The sequence below is a fragment of the Blautia segnis genome, from assembly GCF_014287535.1.
Lineage (GTDB): Bacteria > Bacillota > Clostridia > Lachnospirales > Lachnospiraceae > Blautia_A > Blautia_A acetigignens.
The window spans coordinates 1-20,382 of sequence record NZ_JACOOT010000036.1 but is presented as its reverse complement, the minus strand read 5'-3'; the positions used below and the strand labels follow the sequence as shown (position 1 = coordinate 20,382).

The 20,382-nt window shown below is 42.5% G+C and carries 16 protein-coding genes; all 16 read left to right on the top strand.

Features of this window, described 5'->3' with window-relative positions:
* Positions 1 to 181: 181 nt before the first annotated feature.
* The 16 genes from H8S54_RS15145 to H8S54_RS19590 all read left to right on the top strand — a co-directional run bounded on the left by H8S54_RS15145 (position 182) and on the right by H8S54_RS19590 (position 20,253).
* Entirely contained in the window at positions 182 to 1,798 is a 1,617-nt protein-coding gene (locus tag H8S54_RS15145) for a mannitol dehydrogenase family protein (RefSeq protein WP_117851091.1), read from the top strand.
* A gap of 47 nt (positions 1,799 to 1,845) precedes the next feature.
* Positions 1,846 to 3,204: a GntP family permease gene (locus H8S54_RS15140; RefSeq protein WP_117851088.1), complete on the top strand. Its 1,359-nt coding sequence runs from the start codon at positions 1,846 to 1,848 to the stop codon at positions 3,202 to 3,204.
* Positions 3,205 to 3,216: 12 nt separating this feature from the next.
* Positions 3,217 to 4,443 carry a PfkB family carbohydrate kinase gene (locus H8S54_RS15135; protein ID WP_186901750.1) on the top strand — a complete coding sequence of 409 codons (1,227 nt, stop codon included), beginning with the start codon at positions 3,217 to 3,219 and terminating at the stop codon, positions 4,441 to 4,443.
* Positions 4,440 to 4,832 carry a VOC family protein gene (locus H8S54_RS15130; protein WP_021926711.1) on the top strand — a complete coding sequence of 131 codons (393 nt, stop codon included), beginning with the start codon at positions 4,440 to 4,442 and terminating at the stop codon, positions 4,830 to 4,832. Before H8S54_RS15135 ends, H8S54_RS15130 begins: the two co-directional genes overlap by 4 nt.
* 210 nt (positions 4,833 to 5,042) lie before the next feature.
* Positions 5,043 to 6,575, top strand: a complete 1,533-nt coding sequence (locus H8S54_RS15125; protein WP_117851086.1) for a sugar ABC transporter ATP-binding protein — start codon at positions 5,043 to 5,045, stop codon at positions 6,573 to 6,575.
* On the top strand, positions 6,568 to 7,584 hold the full coding sequence (locus H8S54_RS15120; RefSeq protein ID WP_117851084.1) for an ABC transporter permease: 1,017 nt from the start codon (positions 6,568 to 6,570) through the stop codon (positions 7,582 to 7,584). Before H8S54_RS15125 ends, H8S54_RS15120 begins: the two co-directional genes overlap by 8 nt.
* A gap of 73 nt (positions 7,585 to 7,657) precedes the next feature.
* Positions 7,658 to 8,590, top strand: a complete 933-nt coding sequence (locus H8S54_RS15115; RefSeq protein ID WP_117851081.1) for an ABC transporter substrate-binding protein — start codon at positions 7,658 to 7,660, stop codon at positions 8,588 to 8,590.
* 160 nt (positions 8,591 to 8,750) lie between these two features.
* Positions 8,751 to 10,448, top strand: coding sequence for a response regulator (locus H8S54_RS15110; RefSeq protein WP_173765720.1), 1,698 nt, complete (start codon positions 8,751 to 8,753; stop codon positions 10,446 to 10,448).
* A 7-nt stretch (positions 10,449 to 10,455) separates the two neighbouring features.
* On the top strand, positions 10,456 to 11,505 hold the full coding sequence (locus H8S54_RS15105; protein ID WP_117851309.1) for a sensor histidine kinase: 1,050 nt from the start codon (positions 10,456 to 10,458) through the stop codon (positions 11,503 to 11,505).
* Complete coding sequence (locus tag H8S54_RS15100) at positions 11,502 to 12,986, top strand: ATP-binding cassette domain-containing protein (RefSeq protein WP_117851076.1); 1,485 nt, start codon at positions 11,502 to 11,504, stop codon at positions 12,984 to 12,986. The genes H8S54_RS15105 and H8S54_RS15100 overlap by 4 nt, the downstream gene beginning before the upstream one ends.
* A gap of 154 nt (positions 12,987 to 13,140) precedes the next feature.
* A complete protein-coding gene (locus H8S54_RS15095) occupies positions 13,141 to 13,530 on the top strand; it encodes a hypothetical protein (RefSeq protein WP_117851074.1) in 390 nt (129 codons plus the stop codon).
* Positions 13,531 to 13,632: 102 nt separating this feature from the next.
* Positions 13,633 to 14,148 (top strand): flavodoxin family protein BilS, encoded by a 516-nt coding sequence (gene bilS, locus H8S54_RS15090; protein ID WP_186901749.1) that lies wholly within the window; start codon positions 13,633 to 13,635, stop codon positions 14,146 to 14,148.
* Positions 14,149 to 14,253: 105 nt separating this feature from the next.
* The gene (locus H8S54_RS15085; RefSeq protein WP_117851070.1) at positions 14,254 to 15,318 is read left to right on the top strand and encodes an FUSC family protein; all 1,065 of its coding nucleotides are present in this window, start codon (positions 14,254 to 14,256) and stop codon (positions 15,316 to 15,318) included.
* Between the two features lie 117 nt (positions 15,319 to 15,435).
* Positions 15,436 to 16,995: a cardiolipin synthase gene (cls, locus tag H8S54_RS15080; RefSeq protein ID WP_117851068.1), complete on the top strand. Its 1,560-nt coding sequence runs from the start codon at positions 15,436 to 15,438 to the stop codon at positions 16,993 to 16,995.
* 100 nt (positions 16,996 to 17,095) lie between these two features.
* Positions 17,096 to 18,184, top strand: coding sequence for a class II aldolase/adducin family protein (locus H8S54_RS15075; protein ID WP_117851307.1), 1,089 nt, complete (start codon positions 17,096 to 17,098; stop codon positions 18,182 to 18,184).
* 203 nt (positions 18,185 to 18,387) lie between these two features.
* Positions 18,388 to 20,253: a DUF6783 domain-containing protein gene (locus H8S54_RS19590; RefSeq protein WP_456298167.1), complete on the top strand. Its 1,866-nt coding sequence runs from the start codon at positions 18,388 to 18,390 to the stop codon at positions 20,251 to 20,253.
* The last annotated feature ends 129 nt before the right edge of the window (positions 20,254 to 20,382 follow it).

Here is a 20,382-nt window from a genome sequence, read left to right as displayed (position 1 = left end):
ACCGGATTAACAACATATTTATGGTAAAAATAGACAAAAAAGTTATTTAAAAATTAGAATCTCTGTCAATGGATTTTTGAAAAGAAAAGATATATACTCAACTTACGGTTTAGATATACGTGTAAGTAAAAAGCGTAATAACAAATAATAAGTGTTGCAGGAAGAAAAAGGAGGATATAACATGAAGTTATCAATTAATGGAATTAAAGAACAGGAAGCGTGGAAGCATGCAGGGATTACCCTTCCGGGTTATGATGTGGTAGCAGTTTCGGAGAAGGCAAAGAAAGAACCAGGCTGGGTTCATTTTGGTATCGGAAATATTTTCCGCATATTTATCGGTGGGATTGCAGATGGCCTTCTGGAAGAAGGAATTTTGGATCGTGGCATTACCTGTGTGGAAACCTTTGATTATGATGTAGTAGATAAGATTTATGATCCATATGATAATCTGGGATTAAGTGTAATCCTGCATGGTGATGGTACGCGTGAATATAAAGTGATCGGAGCTCTTGCAGAAGCAGTGAAAGCACAGTCTTCTGATAAAGTCCAGTGGAGTCGGCTGAAGGAGATTTTTACCAGTAAATCCCTGCAGATGGTTTCCTTTACAATTACAGAGAAAGGATATGCATTGCAGAAAGCTGACGGAACATGGTTCCCGTTTGTAGAGGCAGATATCAAGAATGGACCGGATAAAGCGTGTGGTGCCATGGCAGTTCTGGTTGCAATGCTTTATGAAAGATATAAGGCTGGCAGATATCCGATCGCACTGGTTTCCATGGATAACTGCTCACAGAATGGCGCAAAGCTCCGTGAGTCAGTAATGACAATGACAGAAGAGTGGAAGAAAGCAGGATTTGTTGATGAGGGATTTGTGAACTATGTAAGTGATGAAAAAGTAGTTGCTTTTCCATGGACAATGATTGATAAGATCACACCTCGTCCAAGTGAGCAGATTGCAGCAGACCTTGAAAATCTGGGTGTTGAGAAGATGCAGCCGGTGATCACAGGCAAGAAGACATACATTGCGCCATTTGTCAATGCTGAGAAACCACAGTATCTTGTAATTGAGGACAGCTTCCCAAACGGACGTCCGGCTTTGGAAAAAGGTTTCGGCGTATATATGGCGGACAGAAATACAGTTAACCTTTCTGAACGTATGAAGGTAACAGTATGCCTGAATCCGGTCCATTCTGCTACAGGTCCTCTGGGAGTAGTTCTTGGATATGATCTGTTTGCACATATGCTTAATACAAATGAAGATATGATGAAAATGGCGCGTATGGTTGCTTATGATGAAGGTCTTCCGGTAGTTGCTGATCCTGGAATTCTCTCTCCGCAGGCATTTGTGGATGAGCTTTTTAACGATCGTTTTCCAAATGAATATCTGGGAGACACAAACCTTCGTCTGGCAGTAGATGTATCTCAGATGGTTGGTATCCGCTTTGGTGAAACTATTAAAGCATATGTACAGAAATTCGGAGATGCTTCCAGACTGACTGCGATACCTCTCGGAATTGCAGGATGGCTCAGATATATGCTTGGTGTAGATGATGAAGGAGATAAATTTGAACTTGCACCGGACCCAATGAATGAGGAACTGCAGGAACAGTTTAAGGATATTGTAGTAGGTAAACCTGAGACTTTCACAGATCAGTTAAAACCAATTCTTTCCAATGAGCGCCTGTTCTTTACTGATCTTTATAAAGATGGTGTGGGAGAGAAGATTGAGGGCATGTTCCGTGAGATGCTTGCAGGACCTGGAGCTGTAAGAGCAACAATACACAAATATGTTGGATGATTTTCATCAGACAGAGATTATAACTGATTATCAGGAGGAAAATTGAAATGACAGAAGCAGCATTTGCAGCAGAGCCATCAAGGCTGTTAATCGCAGCAGCGGCAGGCATTGTATTGTTACTGTTACTTATTATTAAATTTAAAATTCACCCAGTATTATCCCTGCTGATTTCAGCTTTGGTTATAGGGCTCGGAGCCGGTATGCCGGTTCCGACTCTGGTCAGCACAGTAGAGAAGGGGGCAGGTGAAACTCTGCAGGGAATCGTATTGTTGATTGGACTGGGATCTTTATTTGGAGGGATTCTGGAGGTGTCAGGAGGAGCGCAGTGTGTTGCCCAGACACTGGTAAATAAGTTTGGTGAGAAGAAAGCAGGAATTGCACTTGGAATCACAGGACTTGTAGTTGGTACAACTGTTTTTTTTGAAGCTGGTGTTGTAATCCTGATTCCACTGGCATTCGGACTTGCCAGGAAAACCAAAAAATCTACATTATATTATGTGATCCCTTTATTGGCAGGTCTTGCAACTGGATTTGCGTTTATTCCGCCATCAGCAGGCTCTGTACTTGTTGCAAATATGCTCAATGTGGATTTGGGAGTTATGATTGCAGTGGGTGTTCCTGTTGGTATTCTCTCTTTGATTTTTGCAGGGATTTTGTGGTCAAAATTTATCGGCAGCCGTATTAATACAGGACTTCCGTTTAATATTCAGGAGGTCAAACAGGAAGATGAAGCGAATCTTCCCGCATTTTCTACTGTGCTGTGTATTATCCTTGTTCCGCTGATTTTAATTCTATGCAATACACTTTCTACGTATATTCCGGGAATTGATGCTATTCGTCCTGTTCTGGAATTTTTTGGAACACCATTTGTAGCATTGATCATAGCCGTATTATCAGCAATGTATTTTCTTGGCAAAAAACAGAATTATGATGGAGAACAGTTAAAGAAGATCATGGATCGTTCCCTGCGCCCTACAGGGCAGATTTTGCTTGTTATCACAGGTGGAGGAATTATCCGCTGGGTATTGCAGGACTGTGGTATGGGTGACATCATTGGACCGGCACTGGAGAAAAGCGGTCTTCCACTGGTGCTGGTGGCATTTCTGATCGCAGCATTAATCCGTGCATCTGTAGGCGCAGCAGTAGTGGCTATGACAATGGCAGCCGGTATTATGGCAGCTATGCCAGGCGTGGCAGGATTATCTCCTGTTTATCTGGCAGCTATGGTCTGTGCTATCAATGGAGGAGCAACAGCATTCAGCCATGTGAACGATTCCGGATTCTGGCTGGTAAGTTCTCTGCTTGAGATAGATGAAAAGACAACCTTAAAATCATGGACAATGATGGAAACTATTATAGGCTTTACAGGATTGATCTGTGCAATTGTAATCAGCCTGTTTGCATAAGGAGTATAGCGGATGATCGTAAAAGTAGTTTTAAAAACCATGCAGAATGCGAGAAAACTTGTAAGTATAGTAGAACCAATCCCCTGTGATGTAGAATTGTGCTGTGGTCGTTATGCAGTAAATGCAAAATCTATGCTTGGCGTATTGAGTATGCCTGATTTTGAGAAAGGGGAGCTGCATGTCCATACGGATAATGATAAAGAGTGTGAACAGATCCTTCATAAGCTGTTGGAGGCAGATCTTTTGATGGACACAAATGATGCAGCCTGTCGATCCATTTATGATATCACTGTATTTGGAGAAATATTGATTGATTTCACCTCTCAGAGATTAAATGAGGATGGGCAGATGCTATATGCGAGAAATCCAGGAGGTGCACCGGCAAATGTGGCTGTTGCTTCCAGCAGACTGGGAGCCCATACTGCATTTATTGGAAAAGCAGGAGAGGATATGCATGGGGAATTTCTCAGGTCTGTACTTCAGAAGGAAAATGTGGATACCAGAGGAATGCTGCTGGACAAAAAATATTTTACAACACTTGCGTTTGTGGAAGTAAATGAATCAGGTGAGAGAACTTTTTCGTTTGCAAGAAAGCCGGGAGCAGATACACAGATCCAGAAAGAAGAACTTGATGTTGATATCCTTGACCAGACTAACATTTTTCACATTGGGTCTTTGTCACTTACAGATCAGCCTGCAAGAGATACTACTTTTTATGCAGTAAAAAGAGCAAAGAACAAGGGAAGTATTATTTCATATGATCCCAATTACAGGTCATCATTATGGGAAAATGAAGAGATTGCAAAAGAGCATATGAGAAGCCTGCTTCCATATGTTGACATTATGAAAATTTCAGACGAAGAAACAGAGCTTTTGTCAGGATACGAGAATGTTATTGAAGCAGCAGAAGAATTATATCGTCAGGGAGTAAAAATTGTAGCAATAACACTTGGAAGAAATGGAACTTATATTTATAATAAGGATGGTGGACGTATAGTTGAGGGATTTGCAGTAGAGTATGTGGCAGATACAAATGGAGCAGGTGATTCCTTCTGGGGCAGTTTCCTGTACAAACTCAGCCAATCTGATAAAAGAATAGATGAACTGACTCTGGAAGAACTGGCAGAATATGCACGGTTTGGAAATGCAGCAGCAAGTATCTGTGTGGAGAAAAAAGGTGCAATTCCGGCTATGCCGAAGTTAACGCAAGTGGAAGAAAGACTGGAGGGTAAAAAATGAATTTAAAAGAACAGCTTAATGGAATTCAACATATTGGAATTCCGACAAATGATATTGAAGCAACGATTGATTTTTATGAGGTTCTTGGATTCGAAATTGCTTTTCGTACAGTAAATGAGGAAGCGGATGAAAAGGTTGCTTTTTTGAAATTAAATACACTTGTTGTTGAGACATATGAAAATAAAGCGGCTAAGATGGAATCCGGTGCAATCGATCATATGGCGATTGATGTAAAAGATATTGAAAAAGTATATGAAATGATTAATCAGGCAGGATTAAATACGACCAATGATATTGTTCATTTTCTTCCTTTCTGGGAAAACGGGGTAAAGTTCTTTACAATTGAGGGACCGAATAAAGAGAAGGTTGAGTTCAGCCAGTACTTATAAAGTCAGGCGGTTAAATTCAGCGAGATAAAGCATCTGTTAAAGCTGACAGGATTCTGCATGAAGTAGGATCCTGTTTTTTTATACATAGCCTTAATACAATAAAAATCCCCCCATAAACCCAAACTCTCCCCCTCTATCCTAAACCTGCCATATGAGTTAAGATAATATCAACAAAGGAAAGCAAAAACAAATAAATGAGGAGGGAATGGAATGAATGAGGTCATTGTCTCCATGAACAATATCAGCAAAAGTTTCCCGGGCGTAAAGGCCCTGGATCATGTGAAATTTGAGCTGCGTTCTGGAGAAGTTATGGCGCTGCTTGGGGAAAACGGAGCCGGAAAATCAACCTTGATGAAAATCCTCAGCGGTGTATATACCAGAGACGAAGGAACGATGGAAATCTTCGGAAAATCCTATGACGATCTGACACCAAAGCAGGCCCAGGAAGCAGGAGTAGCCATTATTCATCAGGAATTGAACATGTGCAAGCACTTAACGGTAACGGAGAACATGTTCCTTGGAAGAGAAGTAAAAGGTGGTTTATCCTTAAATAATGCGAAGATGCGGAAAGAAGCCAAGAGGGTTCTGGACGATCTTCGAATTGACATCAGTCCGGATCAGATCGTAGGAGATCTGCCAGTATCCAAACAGCAGATGGTTGAAATTGCAAAAGCACTTTCCATCAATGCAAGGATTCTGATCATGGACGAGCCTACATCCTCTCTGACAGCAAAAGAAATCGATGATCTTTTCCGTATCATCCGTAAGCTGAGGGATGAAGGAAGAGGAATCGTTTACATTTCACACAGACTGGAAGAATTGGCCCATATCGTGGACAGAGTTACCATCATGCGAGATGGACAATACATAACAGACGGTAATTTCAAAGACATGGACATGGACTATATTATCAAAAATATGGTAGGCCGTGAGATCAAAGAGAAATTCCCGAGAGTGGAATGTGAGAAAGGTAAGAAGATTTTTGAGGTGAAAAATCTCAATGCCGGAAAAATGGTCCGCGATATTAATTTTTCTTTATATGAAGGTGAGATTGTAGGATTTGCGGGACTGATGGGAGCCGGAAGAACAGAGACTACAAGAGCTATCTTCGGTGTTGACCCGAAAGACGGCGGAGAGCTTTATGTGGATGGTAAAAAAATCGAAGTCAATTGTCCAATGGATGCTATCCGAAATGGTGTTGTACTTGCCCCTGAGGATCGTAAAAAAGACGGTCTCTGTACGAAATTAAGCATTCGCCAGAATCTGGCACTGCCAAATCTTGACCTTGTATGTAACAAGATGGGTGTGATAAACTCAGGAAAAGAAGATGCTCTTTGCGAAAAAGCAGTGAAAGATCTCCGGATCAAAACACCGAACGTGGAAATTGATTCCGGCAATCTTTCCGGTGGAAACCAGCAGAAAGTAGTTGTTGGAAAATGGCTTGCAAGAGATTCACGAGTTGTTATCTTCGATGAACCAACAAGAGGAATTGATGTTGGTGCAAAGGTAGAAATTTACAATCTGATGAATGAGCTGAAAAAACAGGGAATTGCAGTTATGTTTGTATCCTCTGAAATGCCGGAGGTCATGGGGATTGCAGACCGTATCATCGTAATGTGTGACGGACGTATCACCGGTGAGGTTTCAGCAAGGGAAGCCACCCAAGACGAGATCCTGACAATGGCAACATCCTTTGAAAACAAGGGTATTAAGGAAACTGAGGGAGGAAGTAAAAATGAATAGTAAACAGCAACGCCCCTTAAAGAAGTTATTGGGGATCAGGGGAATGGGGGCAGCACTTACCGCGTTCGTGGGGCTGGTCATTATTTATATCGCATTTGGCATCATTAACCCGGCGGTGTTTTCTGGACAGAATGTGTTGAACCTGCTGCGTTCCATGTCCAAGTACCTGCTGATCGGTATTGCGCAAAGTTACGTACTGATCACTGGAAACATTGACCTGTCAATTGGATCCATGGTTGGAATGAGCGCTATGATCGCAGCTACTTTAATGACAACAGGAATGGCACCATTCCTTGCAATCGTGATTGCACTGATTGCCTGTCTGGTAGTTGGTGTGGTAAACGGATATCTGGTTGGAAAATTTAAACTTCCTCCATTTATTGCAACACTGGGAACCATGTTCGTAGCACGAGGAATTGCCTACATGGTAAACGGAAACAGAAATACAGATGCCATTGCAACAGGTGTTGGAAAAGAAACGGCTGATGCATTCCAAAAATGTTTTTATTACGGAAAAACACTTGGCATTTATAACACATTCTGGATTGCACTTGTTATTTTTGTTATATTTTTCTTTATCTTATCCAAGACGCGTACAGGCCGTCATATTTACGCAATCGGTTCTAACGTGGACGCAGCAAAGCTTTCTGGTGTAAACGTAGTTTCCACCACAGTAAAGACTTATCTGGTAAGCTCCGTATGCTCCTGTGTGGTTGGCCTTATCCTTTGCGCACAGGCTGGTATGGGAAATATGGAAGCTGGAAACATGTACGAGATGTACGGCGTAGCTGCCGGCGTAATCGGTGGCGTTTCCCCACTTGGAGGAACAGGAATCCTTCTTGGAACCTTCGCAGGTGCAGCCGTTTGGCAGACATTGGAAAATGGTCTGAACATGATCGGTGCACAGGTTGGTATCCAGCGAGTTGTAATCGGCGTGATCGTAGTTGCAGCCGTATTGCTGGATGTAGTTGTAAGAAACGGCCAGTTTGGAAAACACAGAAAAAAATAACCTGTTATGAAACTAAACCGCAAATGGAGAAGGCGGGTAGTTATAAAAAATAATTTTTAGGAGGATTTTTACAATGAAAAGAAAACTTTTAGCTATGGTATGTGCAGTATCTATGATCGCTTCCCTTGGAGCAGCTACTGTTTATGCATCAGATGATGTTAAGGCTACAGGTGATGAGAAAATTGCGCTGATTACAATGGACTCTATCGACCAGCACTGGATCACCCTGAATGAAGGCGCTCAGGAAGAAGCTAAAGAGCTTGGGGTAACAGTTGACTTCATGTCCCCAAATACAAAGGATGATGCTCAGCAGATTGAGTGTGTAAATAACGCAGTAGCAGGCGGCTATGACGCGATCATGGTTGCTGCAAACGGACCAGACGCTATTTCTTCCGCACTTCAGGAAGCAAAAGACCAGGGAATTAAGATTGTATATGTTGACTCCCCTGCAAATGTAGAGGCAGAAGCTACTTTCTCCACAGACAACAAAGCAGCTGGAACAACAGCAGGAGAAGAAATGAAGAAGGCTCTTGAGGATGCTGGTATTACATCCGGAAAAATCGGTATTATTAATGTAAACGCAGCTACTGATTCCTGCGTAAACCGTGAGGAAGGCTTCCGCGCAGCATTTGACGGCACAGACTTCGAGATCATGGAAACACAGTACGGCGAAGGTGATGCTGCAAAATCCCAGAGTATCGCAGAGAACTACATTACACAGGGTGTTGTTGGTATCTTTGGATGTAACGAAGGCTCCACAACTGGTGCTGGAAATGCCATCAAAGCAGCTGGAAACGCTGACATCATCGGTGTTGGTTTTGATAAATCTGATGCAATTCTGAATCTGATCGACGACGGATATCTTCTTTGCACAATGGCTCAGAACCCGGATGTTATGGGATCTGAAGGCGTAAAAGCAGCTGTAAAAGCAATCAACGGCGAGGAGCTTGGTGGAGAAGTTACAGATACAGGTGTATCTGTGATCACAAAGGATTCTGATAAATAATCTGAAATAAAAAGAATATTGTTCATGGAATACCATGTATGTGGTGATGACTGGAACAGTAATATAAGGAGCAAGAAACCGTCGGTTTTTCCGGCGGTTTTCTTGCTTAAATTGCTGAAATGGATTATCATTATAAATAAGAAAAATGGAAAGAGTTTCTATGGAAATAGGAAAATTCTTTCACAGTAATTATGTAATGGGGACGGAGAACATGGAGATTTTAAAGGTAGTAATTGCAGATGATGAGGTGCGGATCTGCCAGCTGATCCAGGCACTGATTGACTGGGATTCTTTGGGAATGAAGGTGGTAGGAATTGCCCACAACGGAGAGGATGCCTGCGAAATGGTACAGCAGACACAGCCGGACATTCTGATCACAGATATCCGCATGCCAGGCTGCAGTGGTCTGGAGCTGGTAAAAAGGGTGAAGGAGCTGGATTCTGCTCTGGAAGTGATCATAATCAGCGGTTACGCCCATTTCGAGTATGCACAGCAGGCTATCAGTTACGGCGTGGGACATTATCTTCTGAAGCCGGTAAACAAGGGGGAACTGACTGCTACCCTGCAGAAATTGCAGAAAAAGATCGGGGAGCGCAAGGAGTCGGAACTGAATCACCAGGAGCTTGTAAATAAGGCGAAAAGAGATGATGACCATTTACGGGCGAATCTGATCGACCGGCTGCTGGATCAGCCGGATATGCCGGTTTCACAGGACACACTGACGAGCATTTATCATCTGAAAGCAAGACAGGGAGTATACCAGGCGTTTTGCGTAAAAGTGGATTATGGAAGAAAGATCATTTCTGGCGGCAGAATGGATGGAACAACAGGTATGGCTGGCGAGAGAGAAATCAGCTCCACTTCCAGTGAGGTACTTATGGAAAAAGTTCGCGAGGCCCTGGAACGAAATCTGAAAAATGACAGTCGCGAATTAATTCTTCTGATTCGTGATGACTATTGCTATGGTATTCTTAACTATCCGGAAAGTGAGAAAGAATCCATCCGCCGAAGCATGAAGAGCAGTCTTACCCAGATGGAAATCCAGAAAAACATGTTTCAGCATGTAAGCTTTTCCATGGCAGTTGGAGCAGCATACAAAGAGGCAGAGCGTTTGGCAGACTCTATGCAGGAAGCCCGAAAACTGATCCAGGAAAGACTGGTAAAAGGGGATGGACGGGTTCTCGACTGTATGGGAAAAGCTTCAGAAATCCAGGAGAGTGAGCTGCTGAAAAAGTATCTTCGTGAGATTACCCATGCCGTAGAAATTTCCAGCATTCAGAATGCAGCAGAAGCAGTAGAGGATTTGCAGGATACGGTAAATAAGGCGAAAGAAATCCGGGGCAGCGAGATTTTCGAACTGGTATATGCAGCAGCTGATATTTTTGCAGCAAGTATTCGGATTCCAGAGCGCACTGCCACTGTGGAGGAATTCCGTAAACAGTGTGACAAATGTGGAAAAATAGAGGAAATTTTTTCCTGTCTTGGGGATTTTCAGCAAAAATATATCCAGGAGCAGGCTGAACGCTATGAAAATGATACTATCCGCCCGGTTCGCAAGGCAAAGGAATATATTCAGAACCATTTCAGTGATCCGCTGACCTTAGAGGAAGTCAGCGAGATGGTGGGACTTAGCACTGCTTATTTCAGTGCCTTATTCAAGAAGACAGAAGGAGAAGGTTTTGCCAAATATCTGATCAACGTGAGAATGGAACAGGCCAAGCTGCTCCTTCGGGAATCCAATCTTCCAGTAACAGAGATCTGCCGGAAGGTAGGATATAACGATCCGAAACATTTCACACATACCTTTGAGAAAGCGGCAGGGGTGAAACCCTCTACATATAGAAAATTGTATGGATAAATCAAAAATGAAATTCAAAGAAAAATTAAAATACATATCCAACCGTGCTCTTGTTCTTGGAACGGTGATCTTCGGAGTTTTTATTATTCTGGCGGTAATTCAGCTGCTATTGGCATATAAAGGAGAAACACCCTGGTGGATGGCCATAATTATAACAATATTTGCAATTTTGTTTCCAATTGTATTCTGGCTGTGGATTCACCGTCCTTACATGCGTTGTGAAAAAATGACGAATCGTTTTCTGGATGGTTATATTTTTTCCGAAAAAGAAGATATGGAGCTCTTGAACCTGACTCCAAGCATCCAGAAGCAGATGAAAATGGTAGACCGTATTGTGCGTTCTCCCCAATATATGGATCTGAACAAAAGACAGGCTCAGTACCTGGCTTTGCAGAATCAGATCAATCCCCACTTTCTCTACAATACACTGGAAAGCATCCGTGGAGAAGCTATTATTGCAGGCCTGGACAGCGTTGCAGATATGACAGAAGCTCTGGCAAGATTTTTCCGTTACACCATTACCAAGGTGGAGAATCTGGTTTCTGTGGAGGAAGAGCTGGACAACTGTGAGACTTATTTTGGAATTCAGAAATATCGTTTCGGGGATCGGCTGCAGCTTCATATTGATTATGATATTGCAGAGTATGAAAAGATCATGAACTGTAGAATCCCCAAACTGACGTTGCAGCCTATTCTGGAAAACAGCATTATCCATGGCGTGGAACTGAAGGTTGGTGGCGGAAATCTCTACATCCGTTTTCAGTGTACAAAGGATCGCCTGCTCATTCGTATTTCCGACGATGGTGTGGGAATGGATGAGATGACTTTGGCAAAGCTGAACCAGAAGCTGGGCAAGTCAACCAAAGCTTTTCACGACAACGAAGAAAAACAGGGCGGAATCGCTCTGGTGAATGTGAATAACAGAATCCATCTGATTTTTGGGGATGAATATGGTATGCACGTTTATTCTGTACCGGGAGAAGGAACAGATGTGGAGATCACCATCCCTATACTTACTGACGACAGACAGGTAAAAAACAGGAGTGTGCTGGCATGAGAAATGAAGTTCTCAGAATGGAGCGTGTGACGTATAAAGAGGATGAGGTTGTAAAGCTGAAGGACTTCAACCTTCAGATCTTTCAGGGGGAGGTTATGGGATTTCTGCCTGTTAACAGTCATGGGAAAACAGCTCTTCTGAAGCTTCTGGAACGGAATCTTCCCCTCTATGACGGTTATATATATTATGGAGGGGAAAAGGTAAATACCTGGAAAGAAAATTATAAGGCAGCAAACAGGATCAGCATTATCCAGGAGAAAAGTTCTCTGGCAGAAAATCTGAATATTGCAGATAATATTTTTGTGCTGCGTCCGGGCTTTCGTCAGTGGATGATTCGCACAAAGATCCTGAACCGGCAGATGAAGCCCTTTTTCGAAGATATCGGAATGGACATTCCTCTTGATAAAGATGTGGAGAAGCTTTCTGCTTTTGAACGGATCATTGTAGAATTGCTCCGGGCAGTGATTATGGGATATCATCTGATCGTGCTGGATGAGGTTGGAGCCCTTGTCAGTGATGACGAGTTGAAAAAGCTTCATGCAATTATCCGTCATTATGTGAAAAAAGGTTTTTCTTTTCTTTATATCTGTTCTCATTTGGAGGAGATTTCCAGTATCTGTGACAGATGTGCGCTGTTTACAAATGGAAGAATCCAGAAGATTCTGGAAAGAGAGGAACTGTTCAATGATCCGCCTGTAACTTACATGACGGAATATAATGACATGGTCCGTTATCATACAGAAAAAAGGGAAGGGCAGCAGGCTGCACCAGTTGTTTTTCAGTGGAAGGGCTACGGAGAGAATGCAGCTTGCAAGTTTTCCTTTGATGTGCATAAGGGAGAATGTCTGGCAGTACAGATTATGGATGCTGGTGGAATGGAAGAACTGAGGAGAATTTTAACCGGAGATATTTTACCGGAAAGTGGAGAAATCCTGTTGAATGGGAAGAAGACAGAGATTCCGAGAAATGGCAGGATTGCAGTAATCCAGGAACGTACTACAAAAACTATGATTTTTCCAGAACTGGATTATATGAATAATCTCTGTATTTGTCTGGCAGAGAAAGTTCCTTCAATCTGGCATAACAAATGTCTTAGGAAAAGTATTCGAAATGAGTACAGTCCCATATTAGGGAGAGATGTTTTTGAAATGCCGGTGGAGGAGCTGAGTGAAAAGCAGAAGTATCAGCTGGTGTATACAAGAGTACTTTTGCAGAAACCAGAGATTCTGCTTTGTATTCAGCCTTTCCGCGGCGCTGATCTTGCCCACCGGATGTTTATCTGGAGTATGTTGGAAAAGTTTCTGGATAAGGGGATTTCAGTTGTGATCTTATCTTTGAATTTGTCGGATTCCCTGGCAATGGCAGATCGCCTGCTGATTCTTGGGGAGAATGGGGAAAAGAGGGAAATTGCAAGAGAAAATTTCCATAAAATTACATCGCCGGTGCCCTGGCTGCATATGTATCCGTCGGAGAGAAAATAAAATGTGTAAATATAATACTAAGGCTTAGGATTGTATTTCAGAGAGTTTAAAGAAGAAGGCCATTGCGAATATCTGCTTGATTATTTTATTGAGAAAAGCCTGAGAAAAGTATAAAATAGGAGATAATAAAAAATAAACGAAAGGGGTTTTTTTCATGAGTAAACGAACAGAGAGAATGAGCCGGAGTGCAGCAGAGAGAATTAACCGCAAAGATACCGTGATCAGACAGAATAATGCAGAACTCGAGGAGCTGAGGAGTCAGTATGAGAATCTGGATATCTGTGAGGAGGATAAGCAGGTGATTGATGATTATATTGCTTGCAAAGATGCCAGAGCTGACAGGATGGCAGAGAAGCTCTATGAAAAGGGAAGAAAAGATGTGAAGAGATGTATCCGCATCCGAAAACTGATCCGCAGATGCATGATCCTGTCTGTCATTGCTACGGTGGTACTGGTTCAGTATAATAAGAATGAGAAGCTGAGAGAAAGCCTGGAAGAACTGCTGAAAATGTTCCGGGATGGAGTGTCTGATGAAGAGGTATAACTGATATAAATAATGCAGATAAAAATGTACTCTCGGAATCTTCTCACAAAAGCAAATACAAGGAAGACTCCGAGAGTGTATAAACAAAAGGAGTAAAACAGCATGGAAACACAAAGATATTCAATTCTGTACAGCAGTAAAACAGGGAACACAAAGAAGCTTGCAGAGAAGATCAGGGAGATACTGCCTGAGGAAAACTGTGATTATTTTGGAACAGAAGGCGCGAAGGCTCTCTCATCCGATATATTATACATTGGATTCTGGACAGATATAGGGAATGCAGATCCTGCAACACTTGAACTGTTAAAAAGCCTGAAAAATAAGAAAATTTTTCTGTTTGGAACAGCAGGCTTCGGAGGCAGTGAAGCCTATTTCCAGCAGGTTCTCGGGAAAGTTAAGGAATCTGTGGATGAGAGTAATACAGTAATGGGAGAATTTATGTGTCAGGGGAAAATGCCCCAGTCAGTCAGGGACAGATATGTAAAGATGAAGGAGAAACCGGATCATGCGCCGAACCTGGAAGAACTGATCCAGAACTTTGACAGGGCGTTATCTCATCCTGACAATGAGGATCTGGAGAGACTTGGCACAATAATCAGAAGAAACTTAACAGAATAATTGGGAGAGAACTGGAGAAATAATTAAGTCTTGACTAACAGAGGGAACTGCGGTATAGTGCTCGTTACTATTTTATAGATTTTCGCGAAAGAGAGGTAACGAGACATGACATTTTATCAGGAATTACAATTGAGTTCGACCGGCTCCAAACAGCTGATCAGAAACACCACAGACCCCAAAGAGAAAAGACGGCACATTCTGATCTATAACTTTAAAGTGTATCTGGTCATGGCATTCTGTGTGGCAGTGGTAAGCATATACAGCAAGCTTACAGGGAACAACAACAGTGTAGTGGGTGTTACTGTTCTGCTGGCAGTGCTTGTGCTGCGGCAGGCAGATTTCGGGATCAGGACAACACATGGACTGCTTTCCATTGCAGGGATCTTCGGTATACTTATGGCAGGCCCCCGTCTGGCAAATATGGCACCTCCGTTAGCTGCATTTGCAGTGAATGTAGTGTGTATCTTATTGCTGATGATACTGGGCTGTCACAATGTGATCATGTACAATCATTCCACCTTTGTTCTGGGCTATCTGCTGCTTCTGGGCTATGATGTGACAGGAAAGGAATATACCTTCCGTGTGATCGGTCTGTTGGTGGGAATGGTGATCTGTATGATCGTCTTCTATAAGAATCAGAGAAACAGAGCTTATCGAAGAACCTTCCTGGATCTGTTCCGGGAATTTGATCTTAAGTCAGCAAGAAGCAGATGGTATGTGAAACTGACACTGATCGTATCCAGCGCAATGCTGTTTATGAATCTTCTGGGACTTCCCAGAGCAATGTGGGCAGGAATCGCCTGTATGTCTGTATGTCTGCCTTTTACAGAGGACTGTATCCCAAGGTCTGTGAGCAGAGGAATGTTTAATGTTGTGGGCTGTCTGCTGTTTATTGTGCTGTATCTGGTACTTCCTAAATCCATGTATCCGTACATTGGAATGATCGGAGGAATCGGAGTTGGATATTCAGCAGGATATCCGTGGCAGACTGCATTTAATACTTTTGGAGCTTTATCTATTGCAGCAGGGATCTTCGGAATGCCGGCAGCAGTAGCACTTCGTATAGGTGCCAATGTACTGGGAGCAGCCTATACGGTAATCTGCAATAAAGTAACAGATAAAGTAGCAGAGTATATAGGCACAAATAAATGTGCAGAAAATCTTTCCTGACTGAAACTGCGGAGCGGTTATAAGCAAGTAAAAGAGCGGATGATTTTATCCGTCTGATATGTGTTCTGGGAATAGAGTGAATATTAACGTACAATGACAGAGGGAGAGAGAAAGAATATGAAACAGGATACCCTGGAAGGCAGGGCGAAAACGAAAAATGGTGTAAAACGATTATGCTTTTCCGCAGTATGTATTTTACTGGAAGCAGCTTTTATCATTGCTATGATCACAAAGCTGAATCAATATGCGGAGATTATCAATCTGATGACAAGGCTTCTTGCAGGTGTACTGGTTCTTAAGCTGTATGCGTCAGACCAGACTTCATCTATGAAAATGCCCTGGGTTATTTTGATCCTTGTATTCCCTATCTTGGGAATGGGATTGTACTTACTGATTGGTCTCAATGGCGGTACCCGTAAAATGCGGGAGCGTTATGACCAGATCGACAGGGAACTTCTGCCGTTGCTTCCCAATGACAGTGAGTGCAGGGAAAAGCTTGGCAGGAAAATCCCGAAGGCAGGCAATATTTCTGATTATATACAGAAAAATGCCTCCTATCCGGTCTATCAGAATACAGATGTTATTTATTATGATGAGGCAGTCAAAGGGCTGGAGGCTCAGCTGGCAGATCTGGCAAAGGCAGAGAAATTCATTTTTATGGAATATCATGCCATTGAGGATGCACAGGCCTGGCATAAAATCCAGAGAGTTCTGGAAGACCGCGTAAAGGCAGGCGTAGAAGTCAGAGTATTTTATGACGACATGGGTTCCATTGGGTTTATCAATACAGACTTCATTAAGAAAATGGAAAATGTGGGAATCCATTGCAGAGTGTTCAACCCTTTTACTCCGGGTCTGAATGTGTTCCTGAATAACCGGGATCACCGCAAGATCACAGTGATCGATGGAAAAGTGGGATTTACCGGCGGTTACAACCTTGCCAACGAATATTTTAATTTCACACATCCTTATGGACAGTGGAAGGATACAGGTATCCGTCTGGAGGGGGAGGCAGTCCGTTCCCTAACAGTAACATTCCTGGAGATGTGGAATGCTGTCAGTGATAAGGATAAAAATGACAGTGATTTTACCGGATTTCTGGTTCAGACAGATTATCAGGCAAAGCAGACAGGCTTTATCCAGCCTTATGCGGACAGTCCTATGGACCATGAACAGGTAGGCGAAGAGGTGTATATCAGTATGGTGAATAAAGCGGAAAAATACTGCTGGTTTATGACACCGTACCTGATCATCACAGATGAAATGAGCCATGCGCTGTGTCTGGCTGCCAAGCGTGGGGTAGATGTGAGGATCATCACACCTGGTATTCCGGATAAAAAGATAATCTACAATATCACACGTTCCTTTTACCATGGACTGGTAAAACATGGAGTGCGTATCTATGAATGGACACCTGGTTTCTGTCATGCAAAGATGAGTGTGGCAGATGACTGTATGGCAACCTGCGGAACCATAAATCTGGATTACAGAAGTCTGTATCATCATTTTGAAAACGGCTGCTTTATGGCAGACTGTCAGGCAGTTCTGGATATCCGAAATGATCTTGCAGCAATAATGGATGAATGCCGTGAAGTCACAGAACAGTACAGTACCGGACGCAGCGCATATCTGCGATTGGGACAACTGTTTATGAGATTATTTGCGGGATTATTATAACGTTACTGTTTACTCCATAACACTTGGAAAAAAGCAGGATATCGTGTACAATGGAATGGGGAACAACAAAACTATTATAAATACGGGAGGAATTTTAACTATGGATCTTTCAACCCTAGTAAAAATGTCAAATACTTATGGAAGCAACCCTGCTTATGTTCTTGCAGGCGGTGGTAATACTTCAGTAAAAGACGACACCACATTGTATGTAAAAGGCTCTGGTACACAGCTTGCTACAATCAAGTCAGAGGAATTTGTGGAAATGAGCAGAGCACGTTTGAATGAGATCATGAAGACAGATTATCCTGAAGATGATGTCAAACGTGAATCACTGTATCTTGCAGATGTTATGGCTGCAGTAACAGATGCTGACAAAACCAAACGTCCAAGTGTGGAAGCACTGCTTCATAATTTATTTGCCTATACATATGTACTGCATGTTCATCCTACACTTGTCAATGGACTGACCTGCGGAAAAGGGGCAAAGGAACTCAGCGAACAGCTTCTTGGAAAAGATGTACTCTGGATCGATATCTGCAAACCCGGATATACACTTGCGCGTATCTGTTATGAGAAAATGAATGCTTATAAAGAAGAATACGGAAAAGATGTTCAGGTTCTTCTGCTTCAGAATCACGGAATTTTCGTTGCGGCAAATACTGTAGAGGAAATCGGAGTGTTATTTGATGATGTGATCAGTAAATTAGAGAAACAGGTAAAGAGAACTGCTGATGTCAGTGATGTGGTTACACCTGAAAAAGAGCAGGCAGCAGAGAAGCTTTCTCAGTTACTGGGACATGCAGTAGAAGTGGTACCTGCAGCAGAAGCTGATCATTTTGTAAAAGATAAAGCAGCGGCTGCACCGCTTCTGAAGCCGTTTACACCGGATCACATTGTATATTGTGGACCATATCCGTTATTTGTAGAAAATATTGATCAGTCAAAAGCAGCGCTGGACGCATTTATGGCAGAGAATGACAAAGAACCAAGACTGATTCTGGTACAGGGAGTTGGCGCCTTTATTATGGAAGATGATAAGGGAAAAGCTGCAAAAGCACAGCTTCTTGTAAAAGATGCCATCAAGCTTGCAGTATATGCAGAAAGCTTTGGCGGACCGCTTCACATGACAGATGATATTACATACTTTATTACACATTGGGAAGCAGAAGCATACCGCAGTAAGAAATAATATAATAAGGGGCTGTCGGGAAATAGACAGTTCTAAGAGAGGGAGGGTGTGACTCATACCGAGTCACACCATCCCGAAATTTTTTATCAAAAAAAGAAAAAAGATGGTTACCGACAACCATCTTTCTCCCCGTTACATGTTATAATGTAACTATGCTAACAACTAATTATTATACCGACTTTTTTGAATTAGGGCAATAGAAAATTAACTTTAATTTCTATGAATTGAGTTTACCCGACGACGATCCAGTCTATACCCTGAAAAAAGTGATGGAGGATTTAGATTTTTCTGGTCTGCTGGCCAATTGTTCAGATAAGGGAAGAACCGGGTATAACCCAATTATGATGTATGCTGTGGTTACTTACGCAAACATGCGAGGGGTACGTTCTGTTGACCGTATTGTAGAATTATGTGAAAGAGATCTCGCTTTTATCTGGCTGACCCATGGGCAGAAACCAAAACGGGACGCTTTTTATGGATTTAAAGGGAAAAAGCTAACTTCTGAAATATTGGATGATCTTAATTACCAGTTTTTGCTCCGGCTTCAAAAAGAAGGCCTTGTTACACTAAAAGAACTTTTTATTGATGGGACTAAGATCGAAGCCAATGCAAACCGTTATACATTTGTCTGGCGCGGTACGATCAATTACCATCTGGCTGGTCTGCTAGATTCTATTGAGCTGAACTTTGCCAGGTATAATACATTTTTGCAGGAGAATGGTTATGGGCCAAAGTATGATATCGGGAATGCACAGATGTTTGTGATCGAGGGAATGGATAAAGTCCGCAGTGTTATAGAAAAGAACCGGAAACGGAAGCTGTCAAAACATAAGAAACTTGCAAATAATACAGTTATTGAGATTGATAACTGCTCTCCGCTTGAAATCCTGAAACTGCAGAAGAACCTTAGAGCGTGTTTGAAAAATCATTCCCGCAATCTGCACGCCCCACTTTGCGGTATATTTTGCCCGAATTCAGTTGCCGTAGCCCGCTACGGCGCCCTCATCCGGACAAAATCTCCCACAAATTGTGACGCACATCTTGCAGAAAGCCTTTTTCAAACACGCTCTAGTACGATTGCCACTGGAGAAGGGATAGAGTTCGTTTATGGAAAAGGAAAAAGAAAACCTGAGATCCAGCAGCTGTATGAGGAACTGGAGCATCTCGGCCAGCGTCTGATGGGATATAAAGAATGCTTTGAGATCATGGGAAAAGACCGGAACAGCTATTCCAAGACAGACCTGGAAGCTGCTTTTATGCGGATGAAAGAGGACCATATGCTGAACGGACAGTTAAAGCCGGCGTACAACGTACAGATCGCCGTGGAAAATTATTTCATCGTTCACGGATATGTAAGTAATGACCGGACGGATTACAATACCTTGATCCCAGTCCTGGAAAAACACCAGGAGGCTTTTGGCAGCGTCCTGGAAGAGGTGACTGCTGACAGCGGATACTGTAGTGAGAAAAATCTGCTTTATTTAAAAGAAAAAGGGATAGAAAGTTATATAAAACTGCAGGATCATGAGAAACGTAAAACACGTGCATATGCGGAAGATATCAGCAAATATTACAACATGAAGGTTGAGGTATTTGAAGATGAGCAGTTCTATATCTGCCATGACGGACGTGAACTGCGTCACATAAGAACGGAAACCAAAGAGCAGGATGGCTATACCCAGACCTTTGAGGTTTACGGCTGCGCCGACTGCAGCGGATGCGAACATAAAGCCCGCTGTCTGTATAAATATAATGCCGAAAAGGATGTTGAGAAAAATAAGGTAATGAAGATCAATGAACAGTGGGAAGAACTGCGTGAAAAATCCCATGCAAACATCCAAAGTGAGCGCGGGATTCTAAAACGGCAGACACGTTCGATCCAGACAGAAGGACATTTCGGTGATATCAAAGAAAACGAAAACTTCCGCCGTTTTAATTACCGTTCTGCAGATAAAGTGTACAAAGAATTCATGCTGTATGCAATCGGAAGGAATATAAATAAATACTATCGTTTTCTCAATGAAAAACTAAAGAAGTTTGAGGGAAAAATAACGGAAAAAACAGCTTGATCAAAAGTGCGGCTGTAAAAATCCAGACAAGGGATTTTTGCGGCCAAAAATAAATTTCATCTTTCATAGAAAAAAGGATCCCTCGCAAGGTAGAAGGCTAACAAGCCTCGTTCTTGCTGGGATCCTTTC

Coding starts and splice junctions, on each gene's coding strand:
- H8S54_RS15110 (WP_173765720.1), top strand. CDS start 8,751: ATGGAAATAGGAAAATTCTTTCACAGTAATTATGTAATGGGGACGGAG.
- H8S54_RS15105 (WP_117851309.1), top strand. CDS start 10,456: ATGAAATTCAAAGAAAAATTAAAATACATATCCAACCGTGCTCTTGTT.
- H8S54_RS15075 (WP_117851307.1), top strand. CDS start 17,096: ATGGATCTTTCAACCCTAGTAAAAATGTCAAATACTTATGGAAGCAAC.
- H8S54_RS15085 (WP_117851070.1), top strand. CDS start 14,254: ATGACATTTTATCAGGAATTACAATTGAGTTCGACCGGCTCCAAACAG.
- bilS (WP_186901749.1), top strand. CDS start 13,633: ATGGAAACACAAAGATATTCAATTCTGTACAGCAGTAAAACAGGGAAC.
- H8S54_RS15135 (WP_186901750.1), top strand. CDS start 3,217: ATGATCGTAAAAGTAGTTTTAAAAACCATGCAGAATGCGAGAAAACTT.
- H8S54_RS15120 (WP_117851084.1), top strand. CDS start 6,568: ATGAATAGTAAACAGCAACGCCCCTTAAAGAAGTTATTGGGGATCAGG.
- H8S54_RS15125 (WP_117851086.1), top strand. CDS start 5,043: ATGAATGAGGTCATTGTCTCCATGAACAATATCAGCAAAAGTTTCCCG.
- cls (WP_117851068.1), top strand. CDS start 15,436: ATGAAACAGGATACCCTGGAAGGCAGGGCGAAAACGAAAAATGGTGTA.
- H8S54_RS15100 (WP_117851076.1), top strand. CDS start 11,502: ATGAGAAATGAAGTTCTCAGAATGGAGCGTGTGACGTATAAAGAGGAT.
- H8S54_RS15095 (WP_117851074.1), top strand. CDS start 13,141: ATGAGTAAACGAACAGAGAGAATGAGCCGGAGTGCAGCAGAGAGAATT.
- H8S54_RS15145 (WP_117851091.1), top strand. CDS start 182: ATGAAGTTATCAATTAATGGAATTAAAGAACAGGAAGCGTGGAAGCAT.
- H8S54_RS15130 (WP_021926711.1), top strand. CDS start 4,440: ATGAATTTAAAAGAACAGCTTAATGGAATTCAACATATTGGAATTCCG.
- H8S54_RS15140 (WP_117851088.1), top strand. CDS start 1,846: ATGACAGAAGCAGCATTTGCAGCAGAGCCATCAAGGCTGTTAATCGCA.
- H8S54_RS15115 (WP_117851081.1), top strand. CDS start 7,658: ATGAAAAGAAAACTTTTAGCTATGGTATGTGCAGTATCTATGATCGCT.